This window comes from Cupriavidus sp. 01L46, from assembly GCF_056399905.1.
Genome location: NZ_JBFTSF010000027.1, coordinates 17,578 through 41,190, shown reverse-complemented (window position 1 = coordinate 41,190; position 23,613 = coordinate 17,578). Strand labels below are relative to the sequence as shown.

At 63.8% G+C, this 23,613-nt stretch carries 22 protein-coding genes, 2 pseudogenes and 1 riboswitch; of the genes and pseudogenes, 10 read left to right on the top strand and 14 right to left on the bottom strand.

Annotated features, from left to right (window positions below):
* The 4 genes from AC1DS3_RS07505 to cyoD form a co-directional block, all read left to right on the top strand.
* Positions 1-403, top strand: a 403-nt coding sequence (locus AC1DS3_RS07505) for a COX aromatic rich motif-containing protein (protein ID WP_477126935.1), incomplete at its 5' end; no start/stop codon positions are given.
* A gap of 80 nt (positions 404-483) precedes the next feature.
* Positions 484-2,460 (top strand): cytochrome o ubiquinol oxidase subunit I, encoded by a 1,977-nt coding sequence (gene cyoB, locus AC1DS3_RS07500; RefSeq protein ID WP_477126934.1) that lies wholly within the window; start codon positions 484-486, stop codon positions 2,458-2,460.
* A gap of 3 nt (positions 2,461-2,463) precedes the next feature.
* Entirely contained in the window at positions 2,464-3,066 is a 603-nt protein-coding gene (gene cyoC / locus AC1DS3_RS07495; RefSeq protein ID WP_150986766.1) for a cytochrome o ubiquinol oxidase subunit III, read from the top strand.
* Positions 3,063-3,437 carry a cytochrome o ubiquinol oxidase subunit IV gene (cyoD, locus tag AC1DS3_RS07490; protein ID WP_441631173.1) on the top strand — a complete coding sequence of 125 codons (375 nt, stop codon included), beginning with the start codon at positions 3,063-3,065 and terminating at the stop codon, positions 3,435-3,437. Before cyoC ends, cyoD begins: the two co-directional genes overlap by 4 nt.
* Positions 3,438-3,547: 110 nt before the next feature.
* Here cyoD and AC1DS3_RS07485 read toward each other — a convergent pair whose 3' ends face one another.
* From AC1DS3_RS07485 to AC1DS3_RS07470, 4 genes are all read right to left on the bottom strand, one after another.
* A complete protein-coding gene (locus AC1DS3_RS07485) occupies positions 3,548-4,198 on the bottom strand; it encodes a hypothetical protein (RefSeq protein WP_477126933.1) in 651 nt (216 codons plus the stop codon).
* 188 nt (positions 4,199-4,386) lie between these two features.
* Positions 4,387-4,626 carry a DUF2789 domain-containing protein gene (locus tag AC1DS3_RS07480; protein WP_459375473.1) on the bottom strand — a complete coding sequence of 80 codons (240 nt, stop codon included), beginning with the start codon at positions 4,624-4,626 and terminating at the stop codon, positions 4,387-4,389.
* 101 nt (positions 4,627-4,727) lie between these two features.
* Complete coding sequence (locus AC1DS3_RS07475; RefSeq protein WP_441631167.1) at positions 4,728-5,885, bottom strand: acyl-CoA dehydrogenase family protein; 1,158 nt, start codon at positions 5,883-5,885, stop codon at positions 4,728-4,730.
* 124 nt (positions 5,886-6,009) lie between these two features.
* On the bottom strand, positions 6,010-6,636 hold the full coding sequence (locus tag AC1DS3_RS07470; protein ID WP_477126936.1) for a response regulator transcription factor: 627 nt from the start codon (positions 6,634-6,636) through the stop codon (positions 6,010-6,012).
* Positions 6,637-7,422: 786 nt separating this feature from the next.
* Between AC1DS3_RS07470 and AC1DS3_RS07465 the strand changes: the two genes are divergently transcribed.
* On the top strand, positions 7,423-7,821 hold the full coding sequence (locus AC1DS3_RS07465) for a response regulator transcription factor (protein ID WP_441631165.1): 399 nt from the start codon (positions 7,423-7,425) through the stop codon (positions 7,819-7,821).
* A gap of 126 nt (positions 7,822-7,947) precedes the next feature.
* Here AC1DS3_RS07465 and AC1DS3_RS07460 read toward each other — a convergent pair whose 3' ends face one another.
* Positions 7,948-9,540 carry an MFS transporter gene (locus tag AC1DS3_RS07460; RefSeq protein ID WP_477126932.1) on the bottom strand — a complete coding sequence of 531 codons (1,593 nt, stop codon included), beginning with the start codon at positions 9,538-9,540 and terminating at the stop codon, positions 7,948-7,950.
* A gap of 167 nt (positions 9,541-9,707) precedes the next feature.
* Positions 9,708-10,625 carry a helix-turn-helix domain-containing protein gene (locus tag AC1DS3_RS07455; protein ID WP_441631161.1) on the bottom strand — a complete coding sequence of 306 codons (918 nt, stop codon included), beginning with the start codon at positions 10,623-10,625 and terminating at the stop codon, positions 9,708-9,710.
* Positions 10,626-11,062: 437 nt separating this feature from the next.
* Here AC1DS3_RS07455 and AC1DS3_RS07450 point away from each other — a divergent pair, with 437 nt between their 5' ends.
* Positions 11,063-13,513: a DUF3772 domain-containing protein gene (locus AC1DS3_RS07450; RefSeq protein ID WP_477126931.1), complete on the top strand. Its 2,451-nt coding sequence runs from the start codon at positions 11,063-11,065 to the stop codon at positions 13,511-13,513.
* Positions 13,514-13,538: 25 nt separating this feature from the next.
* On the opposite strand, the gene AC1DS3_RS07445 is transcribed toward AC1DS3_RS07450, so the two are convergent.
* The 7 genes and pseudogenes from AC1DS3_RS07445 to AC1DS3_RS07415 form a co-directional block, all read right to left on the bottom strand.
* A complete protein-coding gene (locus AC1DS3_RS07445; protein WP_441631158.1) occupies positions 13,539-14,807 on the bottom strand; it encodes a D-amino acid dehydrogenase in 1,269 nt (422 codons plus the stop codon).
* Positions 14,808-14,975: 168 nt separating this feature from the next.
* Positions 14,976-15,072: riboswitch (glycine riboswitch) on the bottom strand.
* Positions 15,073-15,178: 106 nt separating this feature from the next.
* Positions 15,179-15,622 (bottom strand): annotated as a pseudogene (locus tag AC1DS3_RS07440) (isochorismatase family protein); the annotation flags it as partial.
* 215 nt (positions 15,623-15,837) lie between these two features.
* On the bottom strand, positions 15,838-16,452 hold the full coding sequence (locus tag AC1DS3_RS07435) for a PqiC family protein (protein ID WP_441631156.1): 615 nt from the start codon (positions 16,450-16,452) through the stop codon (positions 15,838-15,840).
* Positions 16,446-18,116 carry a PqiB family protein gene (locus AC1DS3_RS07430; protein ID WP_441631154.1) on the bottom strand — a complete coding sequence of 557 codons (1,671 nt, stop codon included), beginning with the start codon at positions 18,114-18,116 and terminating at the stop codon, positions 16,446-16,448. The genes AC1DS3_RS07435 and AC1DS3_RS07430 overlap by 7 nt, the downstream gene beginning before the upstream one ends.
* A complete protein-coding gene (locus tag AC1DS3_RS07425) occupies positions 18,103-18,747 on the bottom strand; it encodes a paraquat-inducible protein A (protein WP_441631152.1) in 645 nt (214 codons plus the stop codon). Before AC1DS3_RS07425 ends, AC1DS3_RS07430 begins: the two co-directional genes overlap by 14 nt.
* Complete coding sequence (locus tag AC1DS3_RS07420) at positions 18,744-19,394, bottom strand: paraquat-inducible protein A (protein ID WP_441631467.1); 651 nt, start codon at positions 19,392-19,394, stop codon at positions 18,744-18,746. The genes AC1DS3_RS07425 and AC1DS3_RS07420 overlap by 4 nt, the downstream gene beginning before the upstream one ends.
* Before the next feature lie 257 nt (positions 19,395-19,651).
* Positions 19,652-20,317: a DUF3313 domain-containing protein gene (locus AC1DS3_RS07415; protein WP_441631150.1), complete on the bottom strand. Its 666-nt coding sequence runs from the start codon at positions 20,315-20,317 to the stop codon at positions 19,652-19,654.
* 346 nt (positions 20,318-20,663) lie between these two features.
* On the opposite strand from AC1DS3_RS07415, the gene AC1DS3_RS07410 reads away from it, so the two are divergent.
* The 3 genes from AC1DS3_RS07410 to AC1DS3_RS07400 all read left to right on the top strand — a co-directional run bounded on the left by AC1DS3_RS07410 (position 20,664) and on the right by AC1DS3_RS07400 (position 22,212).
* A complete protein-coding gene (locus tag AC1DS3_RS07410) occupies positions 20,664-20,954 on the top strand; it encodes a DMT family protein (protein ID WP_441631148.1) in 291 nt (96 codons plus the stop codon).
* A 6-nt stretch (positions 20,955-20,960) separates the two neighbouring features.
* Positions 20,961-21,338, top strand: a complete 378-nt coding sequence (locus AC1DS3_RS07405; protein ID WP_477126930.1) for a hypothetical protein — start codon at positions 20,961-20,963, stop codon at positions 21,336-21,338.
* 301 nt (positions 21,339-21,639) lie between these two features.
* The gene (locus AC1DS3_RS07400; protein WP_477126929.1) at positions 21,640-22,212 is read left to right on the top strand and encodes an MFS transporter; all 573 of its coding nucleotides are present in this window, start codon (positions 21,640-21,642) and stop codon (positions 22,210-22,212) included.
* 77 nt (positions 22,213-22,289) lie between these two features.
* On the opposite strand, the gene AC1DS3_RS07395 is transcribed toward AC1DS3_RS07400, so the two are convergent.
* Positions 22,290-22,832, bottom strand: coding sequence for a LysR substrate-binding domain-containing protein (locus AC1DS3_RS07395; protein WP_441631465.1), 543 nt, complete (start codon positions 22,830-22,832; stop codon positions 22,290-22,292).
* Between AC1DS3_RS07395 and AC1DS3_RS07390 the strand changes: the two are divergent.
* Positions 22,721-23,422 (top strand): annotated as a pseudogene (locus AC1DS3_RS07390) (GMC family oxidoreductase); the annotation flags it as partial. The gene AC1DS3_RS07395 and the pseudogene AC1DS3_RS07390 sit on opposite strands and share 112 nt — an antisense overlap.
* Between the last annotated feature and the right edge of the window lie 191 nt (positions 23,423-23,613).

Sequence of the window (23,613 nt, the reverse complement as noted above, 5' to 3'; positions counted from 1 at the left end):
GGTCTATGCCATGGCCGGCATGCAGACCAAGCTGCACCTGATCGCCGACACGCCCGGCATCTACGCGGGCATGTCCGCGGCCTACAGCGGCCCCGGCTTCTCCGACATGCATTTCGACACCGTGGCCACCTCGCGCGAGGAGTTCGACGCGTGGGTACGGCAGGCCAGGCAGTCGTCGCTGACGCTGGACGATAAAGCCTACAAGACGCTGGAGCTGCCGAGCACCAAGGAGCCGGCGACGGTCTACGCGGGCGTTGCGCCCGGCCTGTTCCAGAACATCGTCAACAAGTACATGCATAGCGATATGCGCGCCAATATGCGTGGCGATGCGCGCGGTGATGCGCGTGGCGGTGCGCTTGGCGACGTATGCACAGCCCAAAGCCCCCCGCTGGCCGCCAACTGATGAAGCCAATGAATCCGAAACACATGCACTGCATGCAACACACGCAACGCCACCGCGCCGCGGCCACGGAGCACTGATCCATGTTCGGCAAATTGAACCTCGAGGCGATTCCGTACCATGAGCCCATCATCATGGGTACGCTGGCCGCCGTCATTCTGGGCGGCATCGCGCTGCTCGGCGCCGTGACCTACTTCGGCAAATGGAAGTACCTGTGGACCGAGTGGATCTGCTCGGTCGACCACAAGMRMATCGGCGTGATGTACATCATCRTKGCSMTGRTCATGCTGCTGCGYGGYTTYGCCGACGCCRTSATGATGCGCKCGCAGCAGGCGATTGCGGTTGGCGATGCGGCCGGCTACCTGCCTCCACACCACTACGACCAGATCTTCACCGCCCACGGCGTGATCATGATCTTCTTCGTGGCAACGCCGTTCATCCTCGGCTTGATGAACGTCATCGTGCCGCTGCAGATCGGCGCGCGCGACGTAGCCTATCCGTTCGTCAACTCGCTCAGCTTCTGGCTGGCGGCAGCGGGCGCGGTGCTGGTGATGATGTCGATGTTCGTCGGCGACTTTGCCGCCACGGGCTGGGTCGCCTATCCACCGTTGTCCGAGCTGGGATATAGCCCGACGGTGGGGGTGGACTACTACATATGGTCACTACAGATATCGGGCCTGGGAACCACGCTCACCGGGATCAACTTCATCGTCACCATCCTGCGCATGCGTGCCCCGGGCCTGACGCTGATGAAGATGCCGGTGTTCACCTGGACCGCGCTGATCACCAACATCCTGATCGTTGCCGTGTTCCCGGTGCTGACCGCCACGCTTGCGCTGCTCACCGCCGACCGTTACCTGGGCATGCACTTCTTTACCAATGAGCTTGGCGGCAACGCCATGATGTACGTCAACCTGATCTGGGTCTGGGGACACCCCGAGGTCTATATCCTCATCCTGCCGTGCTTCGGGGCCTTCTCGGAGATCATCTCCACGTTCTCCGGCAAGCCGCTGTTCGGCTACAAGTCGATGGTGTACGCCACCTCGTCGATCGGCATCCTGTCGTTCTTCGTCTGGCTGCATCACTTCTTCACGATGGGCTCCGGCGCGAACGTCAATGCCTTCTTCGGGATCATGACGACCATCATCTCGATCCCGACCGGCGTGAAGCTGTTCAACTGGCTGTTCACGATGTATCGCGGCCGCATCCGCTACCACTCGTCCACGCTGTGGACGATCGGCTTCATGGTGACCTTTGCCATCGGCGGCATGACGGGCGTGCTGCTGGCCGTGCCCGGCGCGGACTTCTTGCTGCATAACAGCCTGTTCCTGGTCGCGCACTTCCACAACGTGATCATTGGCGGCGTCATCTTCGGCTGCCTGGCCGCCATGAGCTTCTGGTTCCCCAAGGTGTTCGGCTTCACCCTGAACGAGCGCTGGGGCAAGATCTCGTTCTGGTGCTGGCTGGTGGGCTTCTACCTGGCCTTCATGCCGCTCTACGTGCTCGGCTTCAAGGGCATGACCCGCCGGATGAACCACTACACGCACGCCGACTGGCAGCCCTACCTGATCGTGGCGCTGTGCGGCGCCGTGATCATCGGCGCCGGCATCGTCGCCCTGCTCATCCAGCTGGCCGTGAGCGTGCGCGACCGCAAGCAAAATCCCGACCTCACCGGCGACCCGTGGGATGGCCGCAGCCTGGAGTGGGCCACCGCATCGCCGGCACCCTTCTACAACTTCGCCCATGTGCCGCACATCACGTCGCTGGAACAGCACTGGGATGACAAGGAGGCGGGGCGCGCCTATGTGCGGCCAGGCCACTACGAGGACATCCATATGCCCAGGAACACCAGCGCGGGCGTGATCGTGTCGGCGTTCGGCCTGGTGCTCTGCTTCGCGCTCGTCTGGCACATGTGGGCGATCGCGGGCCTTGGCCTGCTGGGCGTGATCGGCACCTTCATCGCACGGACCTACAACCGCGACGTGGACTACTACGTCCCGGCGGCCGAAGTCGAACGCATCGAAAACGCGCGCTATGCGCAGCTACGCAAGGCGGCTTGACCCATGAGCTACACAGTCATTCACAACACGCACGAGCACGTCGCGCACGACGACGGATCCAAGACCACGCTGGGGTTCTGGATCTACCTGATGAGCGACTGCCTGATCTTCGCCGTGCTGTTCGCCACCTTCGGGGTGCTCGCCGGCAATACGGCAGGCGGCCCGAGCGGCCGGGAGCTGTTCGAGCTGCCGTTCGTGCTCGGTGAAACCATGCTGCTGCTGATCAGCAGCTTCACCTTCGGCGTGGCCATGCTGAACATGCAGCCCGGGCGGGAGCGCCAGGTCATTCAGTGGCTGGGCATCACGTTCGTGCTTGGCGCGGCCTTCATCGCCATGGAGCTGTATGAATTCGCCGAGCTGCTGCATGCCGGCGCGGGGCCGGGCGTCAGCGCGTTCTTGTCTGCCTACTTTTCCCTGGTGGGCACCCACGGCCTGCACGTGAGCTGCGGCCTGCTGTGGATCCTGGTCATGATGCACCAGGTCAAGTCCTTCGGCCTGGATGGCGTGACCCGGCGCCGCCTGGCCTGCCTCAGCCTGTTCTGGCACTTCCTGGACCTGATCTGGATCTGCGTGTTCACCTTTGTCTATCTGCGAGAGTTTGTATGAAGACCGCCCATCTCCACACAGGATCCGCGGCACACGCCGCGCACGGCAGCCTGAAAGGCTATGCAATCGGCTTTGCGCTGTCGCTGGTGCTCACCCTCGCGTCGTTCGGCGCGGTGATGGGCGGGTTCGTGCCGAAGGGCATGGGCCTTGCCGCCATCGTGGTGCTTTGCGTCGCGCAGCTGGTGGTGCAGCTGGTGTTCTTCCTGCATATCGGCACGTCCGCGGACCAGCGCATGAACACGGCGATCTTCGTGTGCACCGGGCTGCTGATCGCCATCATCGTGGCAGGCTCGCTGTGGGTCATGCATAACGCGAACGTCAACATGATGCCGATGGATATGTCGCCGGAACGCGCGCGTCTGCGCGACTAGCACCACGGGCCCGATGGGCACCATGGGCGCCATGGCGTGGCCGCCCCCTCTCCGGGGCCGGCCACGCGCCGCCGTCAGGCGGCGTGCTTGCGAATGCCTGGATAGAATAGCTAGATAAGCAGGCTGCCGGCGACCGCCGTGCGCCTGGCCGCCGGCCAGTGGCGGACATTCTGAAACCGCGAGGTGTGCTCGCCAAGCATGCTGGCGCCCCCTTCCCAATAGACCCAGCTCCGGCCCCTTCTAAGGCGGTCCAGATAGGCGTCCTCAAACCCGGCTGGCAAGCGATTGGCCATGGAGGCCAGCGCGCTTTCGTCAACGCCAAGCGCGCCAGCAAGCCGGAACTTCCCGCCAGACAGGCCATCCGCGATTCTCAAGTCCAGGTACGGCACGAACAGGCCGATGCGGCGCAGCGCCGCCGGCATCGCACTGCCCCATGCCTGAACGGCAGCACGCAACGCACCGAGCGCGAGCAAGAACGCCCGCTCATTCCTGGCCGTCAGCACGCAGCCGCTAAGCACGCCATCCACCAGTTCCTTGCCTGCGGCGGTAAATGCCAGCGGTGCCAGCGGCGCCAGCGAGGCGCATTCGGGATGCCTCTGGCTGAGAAGCGTAAGGCAAGCCGCGAGGCCGCTTGCGCTTTGCTCGCMCATGCTCAAGGCCGGACAACGCGGATCGGATTCGGAAAGCAGAACCAGCACATCGGCAGCATGGCGCGGCGACGCCAGCACGATGCGGTCATAGGCGAGACCGGCGTCTCGCATGCACAGTTCAAGCGCGGTGCAGGCCGGACATCCGGCCAATACAAATAACTGGTACTTCATGGCTGCGGCGGTTTCCCCTGGCGTCGGCAATGACGCGCGTCCAGGGGATGTTGCCGCACCGCAGCAATGCAGAACAGGAGCAGAAGTACGCTATTTGGAGCGGAGCAGAGTCGAATCCCGCCGGGGCACTACCCGGGCACCCGCAGCGCGGCATTCAGCTGGTCAACCACTTCCGCCCAGTCAGCATCTTCCAGGATTTCCTCCCGCAGCAACGCGGCCTGCGCGGGGGTCCAGAAAGCGGCATCCGCAAGCGCGACATCGGGGGCCAGGGGTGAATGCGCGGCCAGGAATTCACGGATCGCCCGATCGTCGGCAGGCAGGCCGAGCTGCGCAAACAACTCGGAAAAATGGTGGAAGGAATTGTCCATGGCGAGCGTACCTCCTACGGTGAAGACGCATCAATGCATCAGTGCATCAGTGCATCAGTGCATCAGTGCATTACTGTTCGACCTTGCACGCTGAAAGCGGCTCAGCCCCGCGCTATCCGCTTGGCCATGCTCCAGCGATGCACCTCCGAGGGACCATCGTAGATCCGGAAGGCGCGCATGTCGCGGAAGATGCGCGCGACAATGGTTTCGTCCGTCACCCCGCTGCCGCCAAGCACCTGCACGGAACGATCCACCACCCGCCACAGCGCCTCCGAGCAATACACCTTGGCCAGGCTGGACTCGTCGCGCCCCTTCTCGCCCCGGTCCAGCACCCAGGCGCAGTGCCAGATGGCCAGGCGCGCGGTGTGCATATCCATTTCGTTGTCGGCCAGCATGAATCCCACGCCCTCATGCTCCACCAGGGTCCGGCCAAACGCAAGGCGTTGCCGCGCATAGTCGACCGCAATGTCATGCGCGCGCCGGGCCGCCCCGAGCCAGCGCATGCAGTGCGTCAGCCGCGCCGGGGCCAGGCGCAGCTGCGCGTAGCGAAAACCTTCGCCAAGCTTGCCGAGCACGTCGCTCTCGGGGACGCGCAGGCCATCGAAACGCACCACGGCATGCCCACCCGTGAAGCACGTATCGAGCGCATCCATCTGCCGCTCGATCTCGACGCCGGCCTGGTTCATGTCCGCGAGGAACATGGTGGCGGTGCCGTCTTCCATCCGCGCCATGATGATGGCGAAGGTGGCGCCGGTGGCGCCCGTGATAAACCACTTCCTGCCCGTGATCACGAAATGATTCCCATCGCGCACCGCCGTGGTTTGCAGCATCGACGGATCGGCCCCCGCGCCTGGCGCCGGTTCGGTCATGCAAAAGCACGAGCGCGTGTGCCCAAGGATCAGGGGCTGCAGCCAGCGGGCCTTCTGCTCCGGCGTGGCGACCAGCTCCATCAGGTGGATGTTGCCTTCGTCCGGCGCATGAATGTTCATCGCCACCGGCCCCAGCGGCGAGTAGCCCGCCTCTTCAAAAACAATAGCCTTGTCCCGGTGCGACAGCCCGAGGCCTCCGGCCTCCATGCTGGCGTGGGGTGTCAGCAAGCCCGCCGCCCTTGCCTTTTCCACCAGGTCCGCGCGCAAGTCCTCGGTTGGGCCATGCGGCGTTTGCCGGGGATCGCGCTCCATCGGCATGACGTGGTCCGCGATGAACTGGCGGGTGCGTGCCTGCAGATCCTGTTGAACGGAAGTCAAACTGAAGTCCATTATCTTGCCTCGCCTTGCTTCGTCTTCTGATTGGGCCATTGCGGCCATGCAGAAGAAATTGTAGGCGAGGCAGGTGTCCCGGCGCGAGGCGTGTTGCGATGCAGGCGTGGCTATCCCTGCACGGCTAGCATTCGACTTGGCAGACGCCAAGTTGCTGGGCCATCAGCACGAGATCGGCAAACGTGCGCGCTTTCATCTTGCGCATGGCCTGCCCGCGGTGGATCTTTACCGTCACCTCGCTGATGCCGATGCGGCTGRCAATCTGCTTGTTCATCAGCCCGGATGCGGCCAGAGCCATCACCTCCGACTCCCGCGGCGTCAGCGTCTCGAAACTGCTGCGAAGCCCCTGGGCCCTGCGCATTCCCTCGCGTCGCCGGCGGTCCTTCTCGATCGCTGCCGATACCGCATCGAGCAGGTCCTGATCGCGAAACGGCTTGGCCATGAAATCTTCCGCGCCAGCCTTCATCGCTGCCACGGTCATGGCGATATCGCCGTAGCCCGTCATGAAGATGATCGGGACACAGATGCCCAGTTGCCGCAGGTGCGCCTGCAGGTCCAGTCCGCTCTGGCCGCGCAGCCTGACGTCGAGCACCAGGCAACAAGGTGCTTCCGGCAACCGGTATTCAAGCAATTCCGCGGCCGAGCCGAACAGCGCGGCACGCATGCCGACCGAGCGAAACAGGTTGCCCAGCGCACCGCGCAGCAGCGCATCGTCGTCGACGACCAGCACCAACGCTTCGTCGCAAGTCATTGTCTCGACAGGCTCCAGGCTTTGAGATGTCACGGTCAGTTTCTCCAGTCAGCTTCAAAGACGCCAGCAAGAACGCGGACAACGTCAATCGTTGTGTCGGGCTGTGCGGGGCTGTGTCGCTGTGTGGCTGCCCCGCAGGCACACTATGCTCTTGCCTTGCCGGCGTATTGTCGATTTGTGCCGGCTTTTGTCTACTGTGGCGTATTCATGCGCGCCAATATTCCATATGAATTAATCATCACCCCAGAGGATGGCAGCGCCGGCCCAAGGGGCGTAATAGCCACGGGCATGGCCGGCCGGCGCCGCCCTGGCTACGGTCGCGGCCATGGTTACGGCACCGGCAGGGTAAAGGAGAAGGCCGCGCGACGATACCGGTCAGCGGCTGATTGACCTCGTGCGCAATCGATGCCGCCAGCTCGCCAAGCGTGGCAACCCGGGAGACGTGCGCCAGTTCGGCTTGTACCCGCTGGCATTCCTGGTTCTGGCGCAGCAACTCGGCATACAGCCTGGCGTTTTCCAGCGAGGGTCGTCGCCTCATACTTTGGTGTTACCCCCGGCCACGCCAGACCTGGGCCGCGCGGGTCAGGCCTGGCCTGATAGCACGTCGGGGACGGCGCGGTCTGACCGCTCTCCCCTGCCCGCCTGGGGGGGACCCCTGACCGATGCCGACAATACCACCGTATGATTCCACTGAGCGTGACAGCGCGCTATCCTCAAAGCAAGCGATGGGGGCCTCCGACCGCTTCGTCACCGCTTCACCGCTCATGACAAAAGGGGGAACACCGTGTGATCGCTAACCCGGTGATCGCCATCGTCGACGACGATGCTGCTGTCCGACAAGCCCTGGGAAGCCTGCTCCGCTCCTTCAACATGAGCGTCGAGCTTTATGCGAGCGGGAACGATCTGCTTCAGTCAAACACCATCGAATCCATTTCCTGCCTGATCGCCGACGTGCAGATGCCGGCGATGAACGGCTTCGCACTTTGCGAACACCTCCGCGCGCGCGGGTTGGCCACGCCGGTGATCTTCATGACGGCCTTCCCCGAGGAGCACTGCCGGCAACGCGCCGAGGCGATCGGCGCTGTCTGCTTTCTCAGCAAACCGTTCATGGAAACCGACATCATCCGTTGCATCGGGAATGTGCTGGCGCGAAGCGCCAATTCCGGGCCGCGGCCAGGAGACTGAAGACGATGTCCGAAAGCGTGATGCCCCTGGCGCTCGGCATGCGCCACGAGCGGCTTGCCCTGGGCCCGGGCGGTTTCCTTGCCGCCGCGCCGGGACGCCACCCGCCCAGATCCGGCGCAGGTGCGGTCAGCTGCCGTCGGGTGCGGCCAGGTGGCGCACGACGGGCGGCGCGGCACCGCGGTGAAAGCGATGCACGCGCGTMTGGATCAGTTTGTCGTTCATGGTGTGACGCTCGTGCTGGCGCAGATGCTCCAGCCACGACTCCACCAGGAAGGTCTCGATGAAGCGTCCGGGCGCGGCCAGGTCTTCGTAGGCACCMCAGGACAGCGCACCGCTGCGGCGGCGAATCCGGCGCATCTCCTGCACGGCCTTGGCAAACGCTGCCACATCCTCGCGCGCGACCTCGTATTCCACGCAGATCATCACCGGCCCACGGTCGTGGGCTACGTCCAGCTCGCCCGGGTGCAGAAAACCGGAAGGCGCCAGGTCCAGGTCCGGCGAGATGCCCAGGCGCCACCGCAGCGCAGTGGCGCACGCAAGGGCCAGCCCCGCTGCCGCCAGCATCAGGGCAACAGGGATGCCCAGCAGCGCGGCAGTCTTGCCCCATAGCGCGCTCCCCGCGGTCATGGCGCCGAAGAACACGGTCAGGTAGACCGCCAGCGCGCGTGCCTTGACCCAGCCCGCGGCGCTGCGCTGGGCGGCCACATTGAGCGTGGACAGTACCGCGATCCACGCCAGCCCGGCAAACAGCAGTGCCGCCGCCAGCAGCCAGAAATGCCGCACATAGGCCAGCGCGAGCAAGCTCAGCGCGAACAGCAAGCTAGCCAGCACCACCATGCGATCGGCAGAGACCCGGCCGCGCAGCTTGGGGAGCACAAGGGCGCCACCGACGGCGCCCAGGCCGATGCTGGCCAGCAGCAAGCCATATCCGCCCGGGCCAAGGCCCAGTTCCCGCCGGGCCACCAGCGGGAGCAGCGCCCAGCCGGCACTGCCGAAAAGAAAGAACGCGAGCGCCCTGACCAGCACGACCCGCAGCAGGGGCGCGGCCTCCACGTACCGCAGGCCGGCACGCACCGCCGACACGAAATGCTCGGGCGGCAGGTTCCGCCGGGCGGGCTCGGCCTTCCACCGGTACAGCACCAGCGTCACGCCCAGCACCGACAACGCGTTGAGCAGAAAGACCACCGCGGGCCCGGAGAACGACAGGATCAGGCCGCCCAGCGCAGGGCCGATCGCACGGCTGATATTGATCCCCAGGGAGTTCAGCGCAATGGCCGGCGGCAAGTCCGCCTTGTCGACCAGATCTGGCACGATGGCCTGGAACGGTGGCGAGCTCATCGCCGCGCCGGTGCTCAGCAAAAACGCAGCAATCAGCAGCACATGCGCGTTGACCACGCCGGTGAGCGCAAGCACACCCAGCGTGGCCGCCACGGCCAGCGTCCAAAGCTGCGCGAGGATCAGGTACTTGCGCCGGTCGACGATATCGGCCAGCACCCCGGACGGCAAGGCGAACAGGAACATCGGCAGGCTGCCCGCTGCCTGCACCAGGGCGACCATCAGGGGATCGGGATCGAGCGACGTCATCAGCCAGCTGGCACCCACGTCGTTCATCCAGGTGCCCACGTTGGACGCCACCGTGGCGATCCACAACATCCGGAACGTGCTGTGCCGCAGCGGGCTCCACGGCGAGCCGGCAGCGGCGGCTTGAGAGTCATTCATGGCTTGGTCGCAAGTTGCTCAGGCACTGCCGGCGGCAATGCCAACGGTGGCACAGCCGCATTGTGTGGAGCACAGCGAGCGCCGTCTACCCATACCAAGGGACAGTTGCGTTGTGCCTCGGCACCGGCTAGCATCGGCGCCGACGCAGTGGCCTTGCGCCCAGCGCTTCAGGCGTGAACCCTGCGGCGCCAGTTGCCGGGAGAGACGCCGACCGATTGCGAGAACACGCGGGTGAAATGGCTTTGATCGGAGAAGCCACAAGCCATGGCCACTTCCGCCAGGGAGAGTCCTGATTCGCGCAGGAGGCCGCGCGCGCGTTCCAGGCGCTGGGCCGCCAGCCACTGATAGGGTGTCTGGCCGGTCGTATCCCGGAAGGCACGGGTGAAATGGCTACGCGACAGGTTGCAGGCGTCGGCGACGTCCGCAATGGACAGATCGCCATCGATCTTGGCGATCAGCATTTCCTTGGCCATCGCCACGCTGCGTTGCGACAGCAACCGGTTCGTCTTGGGCGTGGCGACGGATCCATGCCCATAGTGCTCGACGAGATAGGTCCCGATCGTGAAGCCCAGTTGATCGACGAACAGCTTGCTGGCCATCTCGGGGTGGCTCAGTGCCGGCGCCGCCGCCTGGGCGAGATGCGCCAGTACCTGGTCTTGCTCTCCCGCCGCGCTGCGCAGCCCCAGGATGCGCGAGCGGCCTAGTTCCGCGCTGGTGCGCTCGATAAAGGTGCGGGAAATCTCCAGCAGGATGAAATCGAAATAACCATAAAAATCGGCTTTATAGTCTTCAAAGAAATTCCGGATATAGATGGAGTTCTTTTCAAATTCGTGGGTGCTCGCGCGGCGCTCATGAAACACCCGGCGGCGATGTCCCGTGCACAGCGAAACCCCCACCAGAAAGCCACGATTCGACGCCGAAGTGATAACCTGGCTCGCCTTCTCGCCGGGCGAGCTCTTGCGGAAAAACCGGATCTCGCTGCCGGCGAGCTTCTGATCCTTGGAGAGCTTTTCCGCGGCGCACCCGAATGCGTCAAGCGATCCGTGGGATGGGAGCGGGATTGCGGCATTGGCGTTGACGGACATGATTTCACACAAGAATAAACCACCACCATGAAAACCCACGCCGCGGCAGCAGCGGCCAACCAGAATAGCAGAGCTTGGTTGCAGCTCGCGTGGAACTTTGGATGATACAGATCGAGTGACGCAAGCGCCTGTTGCCAGCTGAAAACGAAGGGCGCGCGATGCCTTCTGTATAATTCAGACTCGTTCAAGCCATTCTCCCGTATCAAGCGACGTGCCAATCACGCGGCATCGCCAGTAGTCCGACGGACTATTGAGCACATGCCGGCAAGATCGCCTCCCTGGCGCTCCGATCGACTCCCATCTCGATCGCCGCGCGGTCGTCCAACATCCTGATCGTCGCCCCCCGGTCATCGACCGTCTGACGAGCCATGGCAATCCACGCGAACCTGCGCGATTGCCGGCCCGGCAAGCCGATCAGTAAGGATCTTTCCCTTTCTATGAGCAAACTCCCCAGGTTCGTGCTGAGCCTTGTGCTGGTTGCGCTATTGCACCTGACCCCCAATGCATTCCCGGCCGCAGCCGCCGCTGCAGCCGCAGCAGCCGCCGCCGACACCACCTCGAACGCGGATGCGCCCGCCACCAAGCCCCCATCGCACGCGGATGCCGTTGCCGAGCTGAAACGCCTCCAGACCGAGCAGGACCGCATCAAGCAACTGGCGTCGTCGCCCACCAGCGGCACGCAGCTCGAAGGGCTGGATGACGCCATCCACCAGTTGGCAAGCGACGTCGACAAGCTGAGCGCTGCGCTCACGCCCCAGCGTGCGCAGTTGCAGGCACAGCTCGACGTGCTCGGGCCGCCACCCGCCGCCGGCACCACGCCGGAGGCCGCTGCCGTCGCACAGCAGCGGGCGGACCTGAACGCGCGCAAGGCCCAACTGGACAGCGGACTGAAGCAAGCGGCCGAGGTCAAGGGCAATGTCACCAACCTGACCGAGCAGATCGCCAAGCTGCAGCGCAGCCGCTTGAAGAACCAGCTCGCGCTGCGCTCGCCCAGCATTCTCAGCATGGCATTCTGGGAGCCGTTGTTCGCGCCAAGCCCGGAGGACCAGCAGCGGCTGAACGCGTTCAAAAGACAAGTCACCCCGTTGTGGGACCTGGCCTGGCAGCCCGGGCGGCAAGCCATCACCGCCCTGCTTCTGCTGCTTGCGATCAGCGTCTGGACCATCGGCCGACGGCTGCTCGAGCGGGCGCTGGCATGGTTCTGCCTGACGCGCTTGCCCGAGAGCCGGCTGCGGCGCAGCGCACTCGCGCTTGCAACGGCACTCGCGACGGTCGCGGCGACCGCCATCGCGGTACAGGTTCTGTGTTTTGCTTTCGCCCCGCACTACGAACTGCCTGCTCAGGTGCAAGACCTGATCAGCGAACTCGGCAAGCTGACGCTGACAAGCGCGCTGATCGCGGGCCTGGGACGGGCATTGCTGTGCACGCGCCATCCCTCATGGCGCGTGCCCGCGCTAGCCGACAAGGTCGCGCTGGCGATGCGTCCTTTCCCTAGCGTCCTCGCGGGCCTGCTGCTGATCGCCGGCACACTCGAGCAACTCAACCGGACCGCGGACACAAGCCTGCAGGTGACCTTGCTAGGCCGCGGCCTGGTGTCGCTTGTGGTGGTGCTGACAATCGGCGCAGCGCTGCTGCGCGCCAACCGCGTGCGCACGAAGCTCGCCGCGGCGGGCGAGCGGCCTGAAGCGCGCTCCACCTTTGCCGGCCTGATCCACGCTAGCGTCACGATGACGGTCGTCGCCTCGCTGATGGCGCTGCTGATCGGCTACATCACGTTCGCGCGCTTCCTGACCTACGAGCTTGTCTGGATCGACATCGTCCTGTGCAGCCTGTACTTGCTGACGCAACTGACCCGCGACGTCTGCGAAAGCGTGTTCAGCGCGCACCATCCAAGCGGCAAGGTCATCAAGCAGTTGTTCGGACTCGGGGACAGCCATCTCGCGCAGGCGTCGACGGTGCTGTCGGGGATCGGCACCAGCCTGCTGCTCCTGGTGGCTGTCATCGCGCTGCTGACCGGCGGCTTCGGCACCACGCCGAGCGACCTGCTCAACAGCCTGCTGACGATGCTCGGCGGCGAGCGGCTGCGCAGCCTCAACATCATGCCCGACCGCATCCTGAACGCGGTCATCGCACTCTCGGTCGGCACCTACCTGCTGCGCTCGGTGCGGCGCTGGCTGGACGCGGAACTCTTGCCGAAGCTCTGCATGGAAGCGGGCCTGCGCGCATCGCTCATCACGCTGTTCAGCAACATCGGCTATGTGCTGATCGTATTGCTGACGCTGTCGCTGCTGGGCGTCAGATGGGAAAACCTGGCCTGGATCGTCAGCGCGCTGTCCGTGGGCATTGGCTTCGGCCTGCAGGAGATCGTCAAGAACTTCGTGTCGGGGCTCATCCTGCTGACCGAGCGCCCGGTGAAGGTCGGCGACATGGTAAGCATCGGCGGCRTGGAGGGCGACATCAAGCGCATCAACGTGCGCGCGACGGAGATCCTGCTGGGCGACCGCTCGACCGTGATCGTGCCCAACTCGCAGCTGATCTCGCAGAACCTGCGCAACGTGACGATGAGCAACAGCACGCAAGGCGTCGCGACGCTGCTGCTCACCTTCCCGCTGAACATCGATCCCGAACAGGTGCGCGAACTGCTGCTCGACTCCTATCGGGAAAATGAGGCGATCCTCGACAAGCCCGCGCCATCCGTCACGTTCAGCCAGCTGGCGCCGAACGGAATCACGCTTAGCGTGACGGGCTACGTCGGCAGCCCCCGGATCGCCACCGCGACCAAGAGCGACCTGTTGTTCGAGATACTGAAGCGGCTGCGCGCGGCCGATATCTCGCTGTCGGTCCCGCAGACGTTGCGGGTGGAGAATATGGCCGCGCTTGGYGCGTAACGCGTCCGGCCCCTTACGCGGCCCGTTACGGAGTCACCAGCGCCACCGAGTCCTGCACGCCATGCGCACGCCTGGCGCCCATGGCTTGCTGCACCACATCGCCGATCATGTCCGCAGTGACCGCCGACAGCGTCCATCCCAGGTGGCCGTGGCCGGTGTTGTAGAACACGCAGGGCGCACGGCCCCGGCCCACGCGCGGCAGCATGGTAGGCATCATCGGCCGCAGGCCGGCCCAGGGCACCACGCTGCGCGTGCTGACGCCGGGGAAGCACTGGTTGACCCACTCCACCAGCGGGCGGATGCGATCGGCGCGGATGTCGCGGTTGTAGCCGTTGAACTCCGCCGTGCCCGCCACGCGGAAGCGGTCAACGCCCAGGCGGCTGGTGACCAGCTTGGTCTCGTCGTCGAGCAGGCTCACGACGGGCGCGGCCGCCTGGCTTTGCGCGTCATTCAGGTTGACGGTGATCGAATAGCCCTTGACCGGATAGATGTTGACGCGATCGCCAAGGCTGGCCGCCAGCGCCCGGCTGGCCGTGCCGGCACAGACAACCACGCCGTCGAACACGCGCGATTCGGCCTGCTGGCCATCGCTGCTGACGATGGTGACCTGCCGGCCATCGGTGCTGACCGACTGGACATCCTGGCTGTACAGGCAACGCACGCCCAGGCGGTCGATGGCCGCGGCCATGCCGCTGGTGAACTTGTGGATGTCGCCAGTGGAGTCGCTCTGGGTGAAATAACCACCGTAGTACTGCCCGGCCAGGGTCGGCTCGATGGCGCGCATTTCTTCCGGCGTGACGGCGTGGCGCTCCAGCCCGCCCTCGGCCAGCAGCTTGGACACCCTGCCGGCATGCTCGAAACCCGCCTTGTCGCGATAGATATGGAGGATGCCTTCCTTCTTCAGGTCGAAATCGATGCCTTCGGCCGCCGCCCAGGAGAACAGGTGGTCGCGCGCGGCAATTGCCAGGCGCGTGGTCTCGATGGTGTTCTTGCGGTAATGGGGAATGGCGGCGATGAACTCGGCGAACCAGGACAGCTTGTGCCAGCTCGGGCGCGGGTTGACCAGCAGCGGCGCATCGCTCTTGAGCATCCACTTGATGCCCTTGAGGATGGTGGACCAGTGTGTCCAGACTTCGGCGTTGGAAGCGGAAAGCTGGCCGCCGTTGGCGAACGAGGTTTCCATGGCGGCATAGCGGTGTTTTTCGAGCAGCGTGACCGAGAAACCGCGTTTGGCGAGCGCATAGGCAGTGGTCACGCCGGTGATGCCACCACCGATAACGGCAATTGTTTTCATCTCTATGGTTCCAGGACGTCGGATGGGAGCCTCTTGCGCGGCATGCACAAAAGACGCCCCCTCTGTCCTTGACCTGAGAGATTCACGATACGCCACTTTGGGGGTGGCGAGGATCGCTTGCTCCTTCGGTACCGCCGGCTGACGAGCGCCGGGGTTCTTCAGAGTTCAAACGTGATACCGGTCCTTTTGCCTGAGAGTTTCCGGGGCGGTTGCTCCTTCGGCGCTGCCCGGCGCTTGGCTAGGCAGTCTCTCCCGATATCACTTTGCATGCCGCCGGGTAATACCAGGTGGCATGGCTCGGAACTTTAGCACTAGTCTGACTGCCTGGGGAAGTTCCCTGCGGGTTCAGGCCGCGAATTTCAGCGGGCGGGAGCTTCCTTGCTGGTGCCGCCGGAGGCGTCGGCCACCATGTAGATCTCGTAGTCGCTGTCGTGCATCGCGGACAGCGCGAAGGTGGTGTTGCAAACCTCGGTCCACAGGCCGGCCACGATGATCTTCTTGCGGCCGTTGGCGGCCAGCGCGTCGCGCACCTTCTGGTCGTCCCACGAGTTCATCGAGGTGCGTTCCAGCGTCTGCTGGCCGGGGAATACGTCAAGCAGTTCGGGGTAGGTGTAGCCGGAGAAAGACTCGCTCTCCACCGTGGTGATGGTGGTGGGGATATTGAAGATCCTGGCCGCCTTGGCCAGCCCGACCGCGTTGTTCTTCATCGCCTGGCGGTCCATTGACTGCACGCCGAAGGCCATCTACGGCTGGTGGTCGATGAAGATCAGCTGGCTGTTTTGCGGGGTCAGGACTTCGAGCTTGGCGTTGGTCATGATTTCTCTCTCCTTGGCTACTTGGCTATTTGGCCACTTGGCTACATGGTTGAATTATTTAGAACGTCGTCTTTGGCGCCGATCCGTCCATAGGTTGAACTTTATGGCAGAGCCGGCCGTCGATGTGATGAGTTCGTCGGATAACTTGTTCAATTTTATTGATTGATATTTTGAGGCACCAGGCGATGCGCCACAGAGGCCACGCCGCGCGAGACTCACAGCCGTAGCGAACGCACAGCCGCCGCGATATCGGCAGCAGCGTTGACCACTACCTGCTGATAGCCAGCGACAACGCCGTCCACGCCACCCGGCGCGGCCAACTCCGCCCGTGTGTGGCCCACCGTCACCCTGCCATCGGGCATTCGGCGCACGGTCCAGTTGACGATGGCGCTGACGCGTTCGTCGATCTGGGCATCGATCTGCACCACTTCCGCGCTGACGCGGTAAAGCGGCTCCGCGCCGGACCTGCCATGCTGGTAGGCATCGACCGCGCCCAGGCTCGCCTGCAATCGCTGGGACAGCGCGTCCCGAAACTCATCCGGCAGCGATGCCGACCAGCGATCCTGCGCCAATAGCCTGAGCCTGCCATTGCCGTCGCTCAGGACAAGATTGACCCGGTTGACGCGCTCCGGCACGCGAACGGGTGCCACTTCGATCCACACAGGCGCCGTGGCCTGGCCGGGCGCTGGCGTGGCCGCGGGACGCGCCAGTGCCGGCAGCGACAACGTGTAGTACCGCGCCTGCGGCGAAGCACAGCCGGCCAGCACAGCAGCGGCAAAGGCGATCACCGCACCCGCGGCCAGCCGCAGCGGATTGAAGCGCCTCACCATGGTGCCTCCTGCTCCGTCTTGCCGCGCACCACGGCTTCCGGGTGCCCTTCCAGATAATCGGTCAAGGTGCGCAGCGAGATGGCGGTGCGCGTCAACTCCTGCAGCATGCGGCGCGCGTCTTGCTGCATCGGCGCGTTTGCGTCGAGCGCGCCATTGGCCACCTGCAGTGTCTGGTGCGCATCCCGCAGCACGGTGGCGACTTGCGGCATCACGTCGCCGTTGACCTGGGCCACCAGCTTGTCGGCGTTGCTCAGCATCTTGTCCAGTGACGCCATCGTGGTCCGGAGGTCCTGGCCGATCTGCTCAAACGGCACCTTGTCCAGCTTGGAAACGATGTCCCCCAACTTGGCCTGCAGTTCGTCGAATGCCCCGGGTATGGTGGGGAGCTCGGGCACGGGGGTGTCCAGGCTGAGCTTGACCGGTGGCGCGTTAGCGAAGAAATCAAACGCCACAAAGACCTGGCCCGTCAGCAGGTTGCCGGTGCGCAGCTGCGCCCGGAGGCCGCGCTTGTTCAGCACATCGGCGATGCCCCTGGCGTGGGGCTTATCCGCGAGGTCGCGCGCGGATAAGCCAATGCGGGAAGGATATAGTTCCACGATGACGGGCATGCGGAAGGCCTTCTTGTCGCGCTGGTATTCGATCCCGATGGATCGAACCTGGCCCACCGCGATACCGCGAAAGTCAACCGGAGCGCCGGGAGACAGGCCGCGCACGGACTGGTCGAAGTAGAGCACGGCCAGCGTGGGCGCAAGCTCGTCGGAGGCCTTGAAGGCGTTGGCCTGGTCGCTGGCGAGCATGAACTGGGTGTTTTCTCCTGCCACTGCTGCAGCCTTGGCATCGTCCGGCGCCTGGAAGGCAACGCCACCGAGCAACATCGTGGCAAGCGACTGCGTGTTGAGCTTGAACCCGCCCGAGTCGAGCTTGATATCGACGCCGCTGGCGTGCCAGAAGCGCGTATCCACGGTGACCATCTGGTCATAGGGCTTGTTGATGAACACCCGGACGGACAGGTCACGGCCATCGGGATTGAGCCGATAGGCCACCACCTGCCCGACCTGCACACGCCGGTAGTAGACCGGAGAGCCGATATCGAGCGAGCCAAGGTCCGCGGCGCGCAGCACGAACTGCGTGCCGGAGGCATCGGTGGTGACAACAGGCGGTGCTTCCAGCCCGGTGAAGGCGCGTCTGCGCACCGCCCACCTGCCGGCGTCCACGCCGATATAGGAGCCGGACACCAGCGTCTCCAGGCCCGAGATGCCAGAGACGGCGATCCTCGGGCGCACCACCCAGAAGCGGGTGTCCTGGCTCGAGAAACTCTCGGCGTCGCTAGTCAGCTCGATCGTCGCGACGACATGCGAGCGGTCCGGCGCCAGCCGCAGTGACTTGACGAGGCCGATATCCACGGCCTTATAGCGCACCGGGGTCTTGCCGGGGATGAGTCCGTCGGCCGAGCGGAAGCTCACCGTGACCGTTGGGCCGCGCTCGGCCAAGGTGTGGATCAGCAACCACAGCGAGATCACGGCAGCGGCAATGGGGACCAGCCAGACGAGCGAGGGTATCCAGCGCCCCCGCTGCCGGCGTTCCGGCCCGGGCATCGGCGGCTGTGGTGGCGGCAGCAAGGTGGAAGAAGGCAGAAGCGGCACGGATGCCTCAGGATCGGACATGACTTGCATCCAGCGAATCCCACAGCAGGCGTGGGTCGAAACTTAGTGAAGCCATCATCGTGAGCACTACCACGGAGCCGAAGGCAATCGCCCCGCCGCCCGGAACAATGGTCGCCAGCGTGCCGGCCCGTACCAGCGAAGCCAATAGCGCGACCACGAAGATGTCGAGCATCGACCAGCGTCCAATCAGCTCAACCAGGCCATGGAGGCGGGTCTGCTGGTGGATGCGCCAGCCTGAGCCCAATTGCACGGTGATCAGCAACAGGGTAAGGATCGCCAGCTTCAAGAGYGGCACGACGATGCTCGCAATCAGTACGATGATGGCGAGCAGCCTGGCGCCCGACATCCACAGATAGATGACGCCGGAGAAGATGGTGTCGCGCTGCGTGCCGAAGATGGATTGCGTCACCATCACCGGCAGCAGGTTGGCAGGGATATAGAGCATGTAGGCCGCCAGCAGGAAGGCCCAGGCGCGGGTCAGGCTCTGCGGCTTGCGATGGTGCAAGATGGCGCCGCAGCGCGGGCAGGGTTCGCCCGCCAGATCGCGCGGGCTGAGCGCGGCGCAGGCGTGGCAGGACAGCAGGCCCAGCGAGGCCGCGGTCGTAGCGGTCGTAGCGGTCGTGATTGTCATCGTGGCGTTTGCTCCCCCGGGTACCGCCAGAGGTCGCGCGGGTCGAAACAGAGCATCACGGCGAGCACGATCATCAGCCCAGCGAGCGACCACAGCGCAACGCCCGGCAGCACCTGGGCAATGGTCGAGAGCTTCGCCAGTGTGACCAGCACGCCGATCATGAAGACTTCGAGCATGCCCCACGGCCTGGCCTGCTGGATGGCGCGGACGAGACGACCGAATCCCGGCGGCACCCGGCGCCGGGCCATCGGGGCCAGCAGGTAGAGCAGCATCAGCATCTCGGCCAAAGGAAACAGGATGGTGGTAGCGAACACCAGGATCGCCACCGGCACCATCTGGCCGGTCGAGAGGGCCTGTATCGCGCCCCACAGCGAGGTCTGCGAGCGCACGCCCTTGAGATCCATCTCGACGATGGGACAGGCGCCCGAGAGAATGAAAAGAACCAGTGCGGTCACCACCAGCGGCAGCTGGCGGTGATAGGCGCGCTGACTCTGGCGATACAACAGACCGCCGCAACGTCGGCACAGTGCGCGTTCGCCCTCGGCGAGACCAGCTCGCTGATGGACAGCGTCACAGTATTTGCAGGCGACCAGGTGCGCGAGGCTCGCTGGGCGAGCCGACACGTCTTGCTTTGTAAACGGGGGCATTGCAGTAGCTCGCAGGCGCAAGGCAGACTCGCGCATGGCAAAGAGAAGCGGCATGTGTTGTGCTCAACTACGCGGATCACGGCATTGCCAGCCACTGCGCCATCCGGCCAGCTATCCAGCCGCAGCCAATGCAAAGCGCCACCCATGCGACGACAATGGCGGCACAACTCCTGAGGTCCATGACTCAGCTCCGGCGGATGCCGCTTGCTGCCCGGCTTAAAGCCAGCCGGCAAGCGTGACGCGTGGCGGCGACGTGGTCACCGGAGTTGTTCCACGAGCGCGTCCGCGCCTTTGTCGATGCCGGTCTTGGACGCAGTCAATGCGCCGAAATTGGCGACAACGTTCATGGCATTCGGGTATTGCTTGGTGATGTACGCCTTGAGAAGCCGATTGCTCTGCGCATCGAAGATCTCGACGGCGTAGATGACATAGCCCGTCATCGCGCCCTCTCGCCCCCGGATTGCCTGCACCCCGTTGTAGAGCCCGCCAGCAATGTCGAAGCGCAACAACGGCCCGAGGACTGGGGTAGTGGCGCTCGCACCGGTCAATGTCAGCTTCAGGCGCAACGTGTCCCGGGCCGGGCTGTTCACGATCGCGAAGCGCGTTTTCAGTTTCTCGGAAAATTGYGATTGCATGTAGCTCGCGAGCGCGGCTTTATCGTCAGCAGACATATCGTCGAACTGATGGTCGCGGCCTTTGTAGATTTCAACCGGGTCAACGATGACCGACGTGTATTTCCGCCAGTCCACCGCCGTCGCATAGCTATACGGCATGCGCTCGGCTTCCTCTTTGGCGTTGGTTGTCAGCACGGTTGACGATGAAATGCCGGAATAGGCCACGGGCTTTGTGCTCGCGCAACCCGTCATGACCACGGCAAATAGTGCGATCAGCAGGAGTCGGTTCGTTGTATTGGAGGCGAGCATTTGAAATCCCTTCATTGATTTGCCGACGGACCACGTTCGCTATGGAATGCGAGGTCAGAGGCCATTTAGTGGATGCGCCATGCTTGTGAATCCAAGCGATGGTCGACTCTGGTTCTGTTTCCTGAACTGTGAAGCAGCCCCTCCCCGCTGCAGACAGGCGCACGCATCCACAGCGCCAGAAAGCGCCGGTGTTTAGCGTGATCCACGGAAGTGCAGGACTGTGACGTAGCGAGAGCTGCCTTGCGACGCAGTATAGCGTCTCGCAATCAATTTGCAAACAATACAGTCGGTTTGTTTTTTTGGAGCCAACAGGTGACCGAAGACAAGCCAGGGAGGGAGGTCGGGGATGGCCTGGTATGGCCACCTCAAGTTCGGCGACCGCCCGCTTTACCTGGTGGTGCTGGTGAGTTGGCTAATCGCCCTGGCCGAGTACTGCTTCGCGGTTCCCGCCAACAGGATCGGTCACGCCATCTACAGCGCTGCAGAACTCAAGACGATGCAAGAGGTCATTACGCTGGTTGTCTTTGCCGTCTTTTCCGTGGTCTATCTCGGCGAGCGGCTCACACTCAACCATCTGCTGGGCTTTGGCTTCATCTGCTTGGGTGCCTTCTTCGTTTTCAAAGGCCCATTGCACTAGGAAACGATGATGGCAATGCTTTTCATGCCCTCGACGCACGCCAGCTCGCGGAGGTGGCTTTCTGGCCTGAACCTCTTCCTGGCCGACGTCCGTGACGGACTGGGGCCGTTCCTCGGCGTGCTTCTGGCCGGCCGCGGCTGGCGAGCCGATGACATCGGCTACGTCATGGCTGCGGGCGGCATTGCAGGCGTGCTGGCGACCACGCCAATGGGTGCATGGGTCGATGCGTCACGCCACAAGCGACTGCTTCTGGCGGGCAGCACCATCGTGCTCATTCTCGCCACGATGGTCTTGTGGAAGGTACCTTCGTTCGGCATTGCTGTCGCTTCGCAAATCGTCACGGCCGTTGCTGGTGCATTGATGGGTACCRCCGTCATGGCATGACCCTGGGCATCGTCGGCCAGAAAGACGTGCCCCGGCAGTTGGGCATCAACGAGGCCTGGAACCATGCCGGCAATGTGGCCGCGGCAGCAGTGGCCGGGCTCGCGGGCTACCGCTGGGGGCTCTCCGCCGTGCTCGTTCTGATGATGCTGATGGCGTGCGCGGCACTCGCCTGTCTGTGGAAGATTCGACCGCAGGATATCGACCACGAACTGGCCCGTGGCGGTGAGTCCGGTCCAAACTCTTCTGCGCGAGACAACGTTCCGCCCCCCCTTTGCTACGGGCCCTGCTGGATTCGCGCGACTTGCGCCTGCTTGCAGTCACGATGCTGTTGTTCCACTTGGGCAATGCTGCGATGCTGCCTTTGTTCGCGCAAGCGGCCGTCGCTCGCGGACTGGCCGACCCGAGCGTCTTTACGGCAACGACCATCGTCGTGGCCCAACTGGTCATGATTCCCGTGGCGCTATTGGCTGGGCGGTATGCCAACCGTCACGGATATTGGTCGCTGATCATGGCAGCTATGCTGGCTCTGCCGCTGCGCGGCCTGATTGCCGCAGGTTGGGAATCACCCTGGGCACTGATTCCAGTGCAAGTCCTCGATGGGATCGGGGCGGGCCTGCTGGGCGTCGCGTTGCCAGGACTCGTGGCTCGTATCCTGCAATGCACTGGGCACGTCAATGCAGGCCTTGGCGCCGTGATGGCGATCCAGGGGCTGGGCGCAGCAATGAGTTCCGCGCTCGCTGGTTGGGTCGCGCATCATTTTGGCTATAGCGCCGCTTTTGTCGCTCTGAGCATCATCGCTGCCATTGGACTCGTCGTTTACCGCTTCAGCATGTCATCGCGGCTGTGCCGAAATGGTCTCGGGATCGCGCCCTGATCACGCGTCCGATCGGACGATAGCTTCCGGCTTCGAAACGATCAAGCTGGACGTGGATCAGGTTGAGGTACGGCAAGCTACAACGACCAAGCACGTGCAAGAGCGCTTCGCGAAGCCTCAACGACAGAATCCTCACGGCGACTGTGCAAGCAAATGAATGTGAGTACACAGTCGAGTTTCGCTTGATCGGCAACGACTAGTCCGTGCTCCTGTTGTTCACGCATGGCAATCGAGTCACGCATGAGTGACAACCCGATACCGGACTTGACCAAGTCAATCATGGACGCCTCCTGATCGACCATGGCGACCCGCGCAGGCTCTACGCCGGTCATGGAACCCGGGCCGAAGACCGATGCGAGCAAGCGATGATGGACTGATTGTGGCGGCGTCTTCAGCCACGGAAGGCCAGCTAGTCCGCGCCAGTCCTGGCCATGTATCTTGGCTGCCCAGTTACGCGGTCCTACGACGAGATAGGAAAACTGCAACAAGGGTTGCTGCCAGACATGGCTACAAAATCGAAGGCGCCAAGACGCTGAATCATCTGACTGCCAGTCTTTGGGGCAAAGCGAAGATCGGGCTGGAATATGTGGCGCGGCGTAGTGGCCCCATGAGCATGGCACCTTCACAGCTAGGCGTATTCACCTCGAGCTCGCCAGACCAAATCTGGCCCAACATTCAGTTCCACGTACAGCCGCTCTCTCTGGAAGCATTCGGTGAACCGCTGCATGCGTTCCCTGCGTTCACAGCAAGCGTTTGCAATCTCAATCCGACAAGCCGGGGAACCGTGAAGCTCAAGAGCCCCGACTTCAAGGTGGCACCGGCGATTTCGCCAAACTATCTCACAACAGAGACCGACAGGAAGGTTGCAGCCGACTCTATCAGGGTCGCAAGGAACATCGCCTCTCAGGACGCACTGCGGCGGTACTCCCCTATAGAGTGGAAACCTGGAAGCCAATTCCAGACGGACGACGACCTCGCCCGCCTGGCCGGCGACATAGCAACGACGATCTTCCATCCCGTCGGGACGACCAAGATGGGCGATGACAAGGACCGAATGGCGGTTCTCGATTCACGGATGCGGGTCCGCGGAGTGGAAGGCCTAAGAGTCGTGGATGCTGGCGCAATGCCAACGATCACCAGCGGCAATACGAATAGCCCAACCTTGATGATGGCAGAAAGAGCTGCTGGATGGATTCGTGACGCAGCCTAGCGCCTAAAACGGTTTCCCCGTTGTCGATTTGCATCCAAACCTGACCCAGGCAAGGCTGGTTTTTGCATCGAATGTCGACCCACGTATGGAACACTGTTCTGCCCGGGAACGGGCGGGCGTTCGGAGTGATCGGCGTGGCCATACCAAGAGCGGCGCTTGATCATTTCAAGGCGCTCGCCTGAATTGAACCG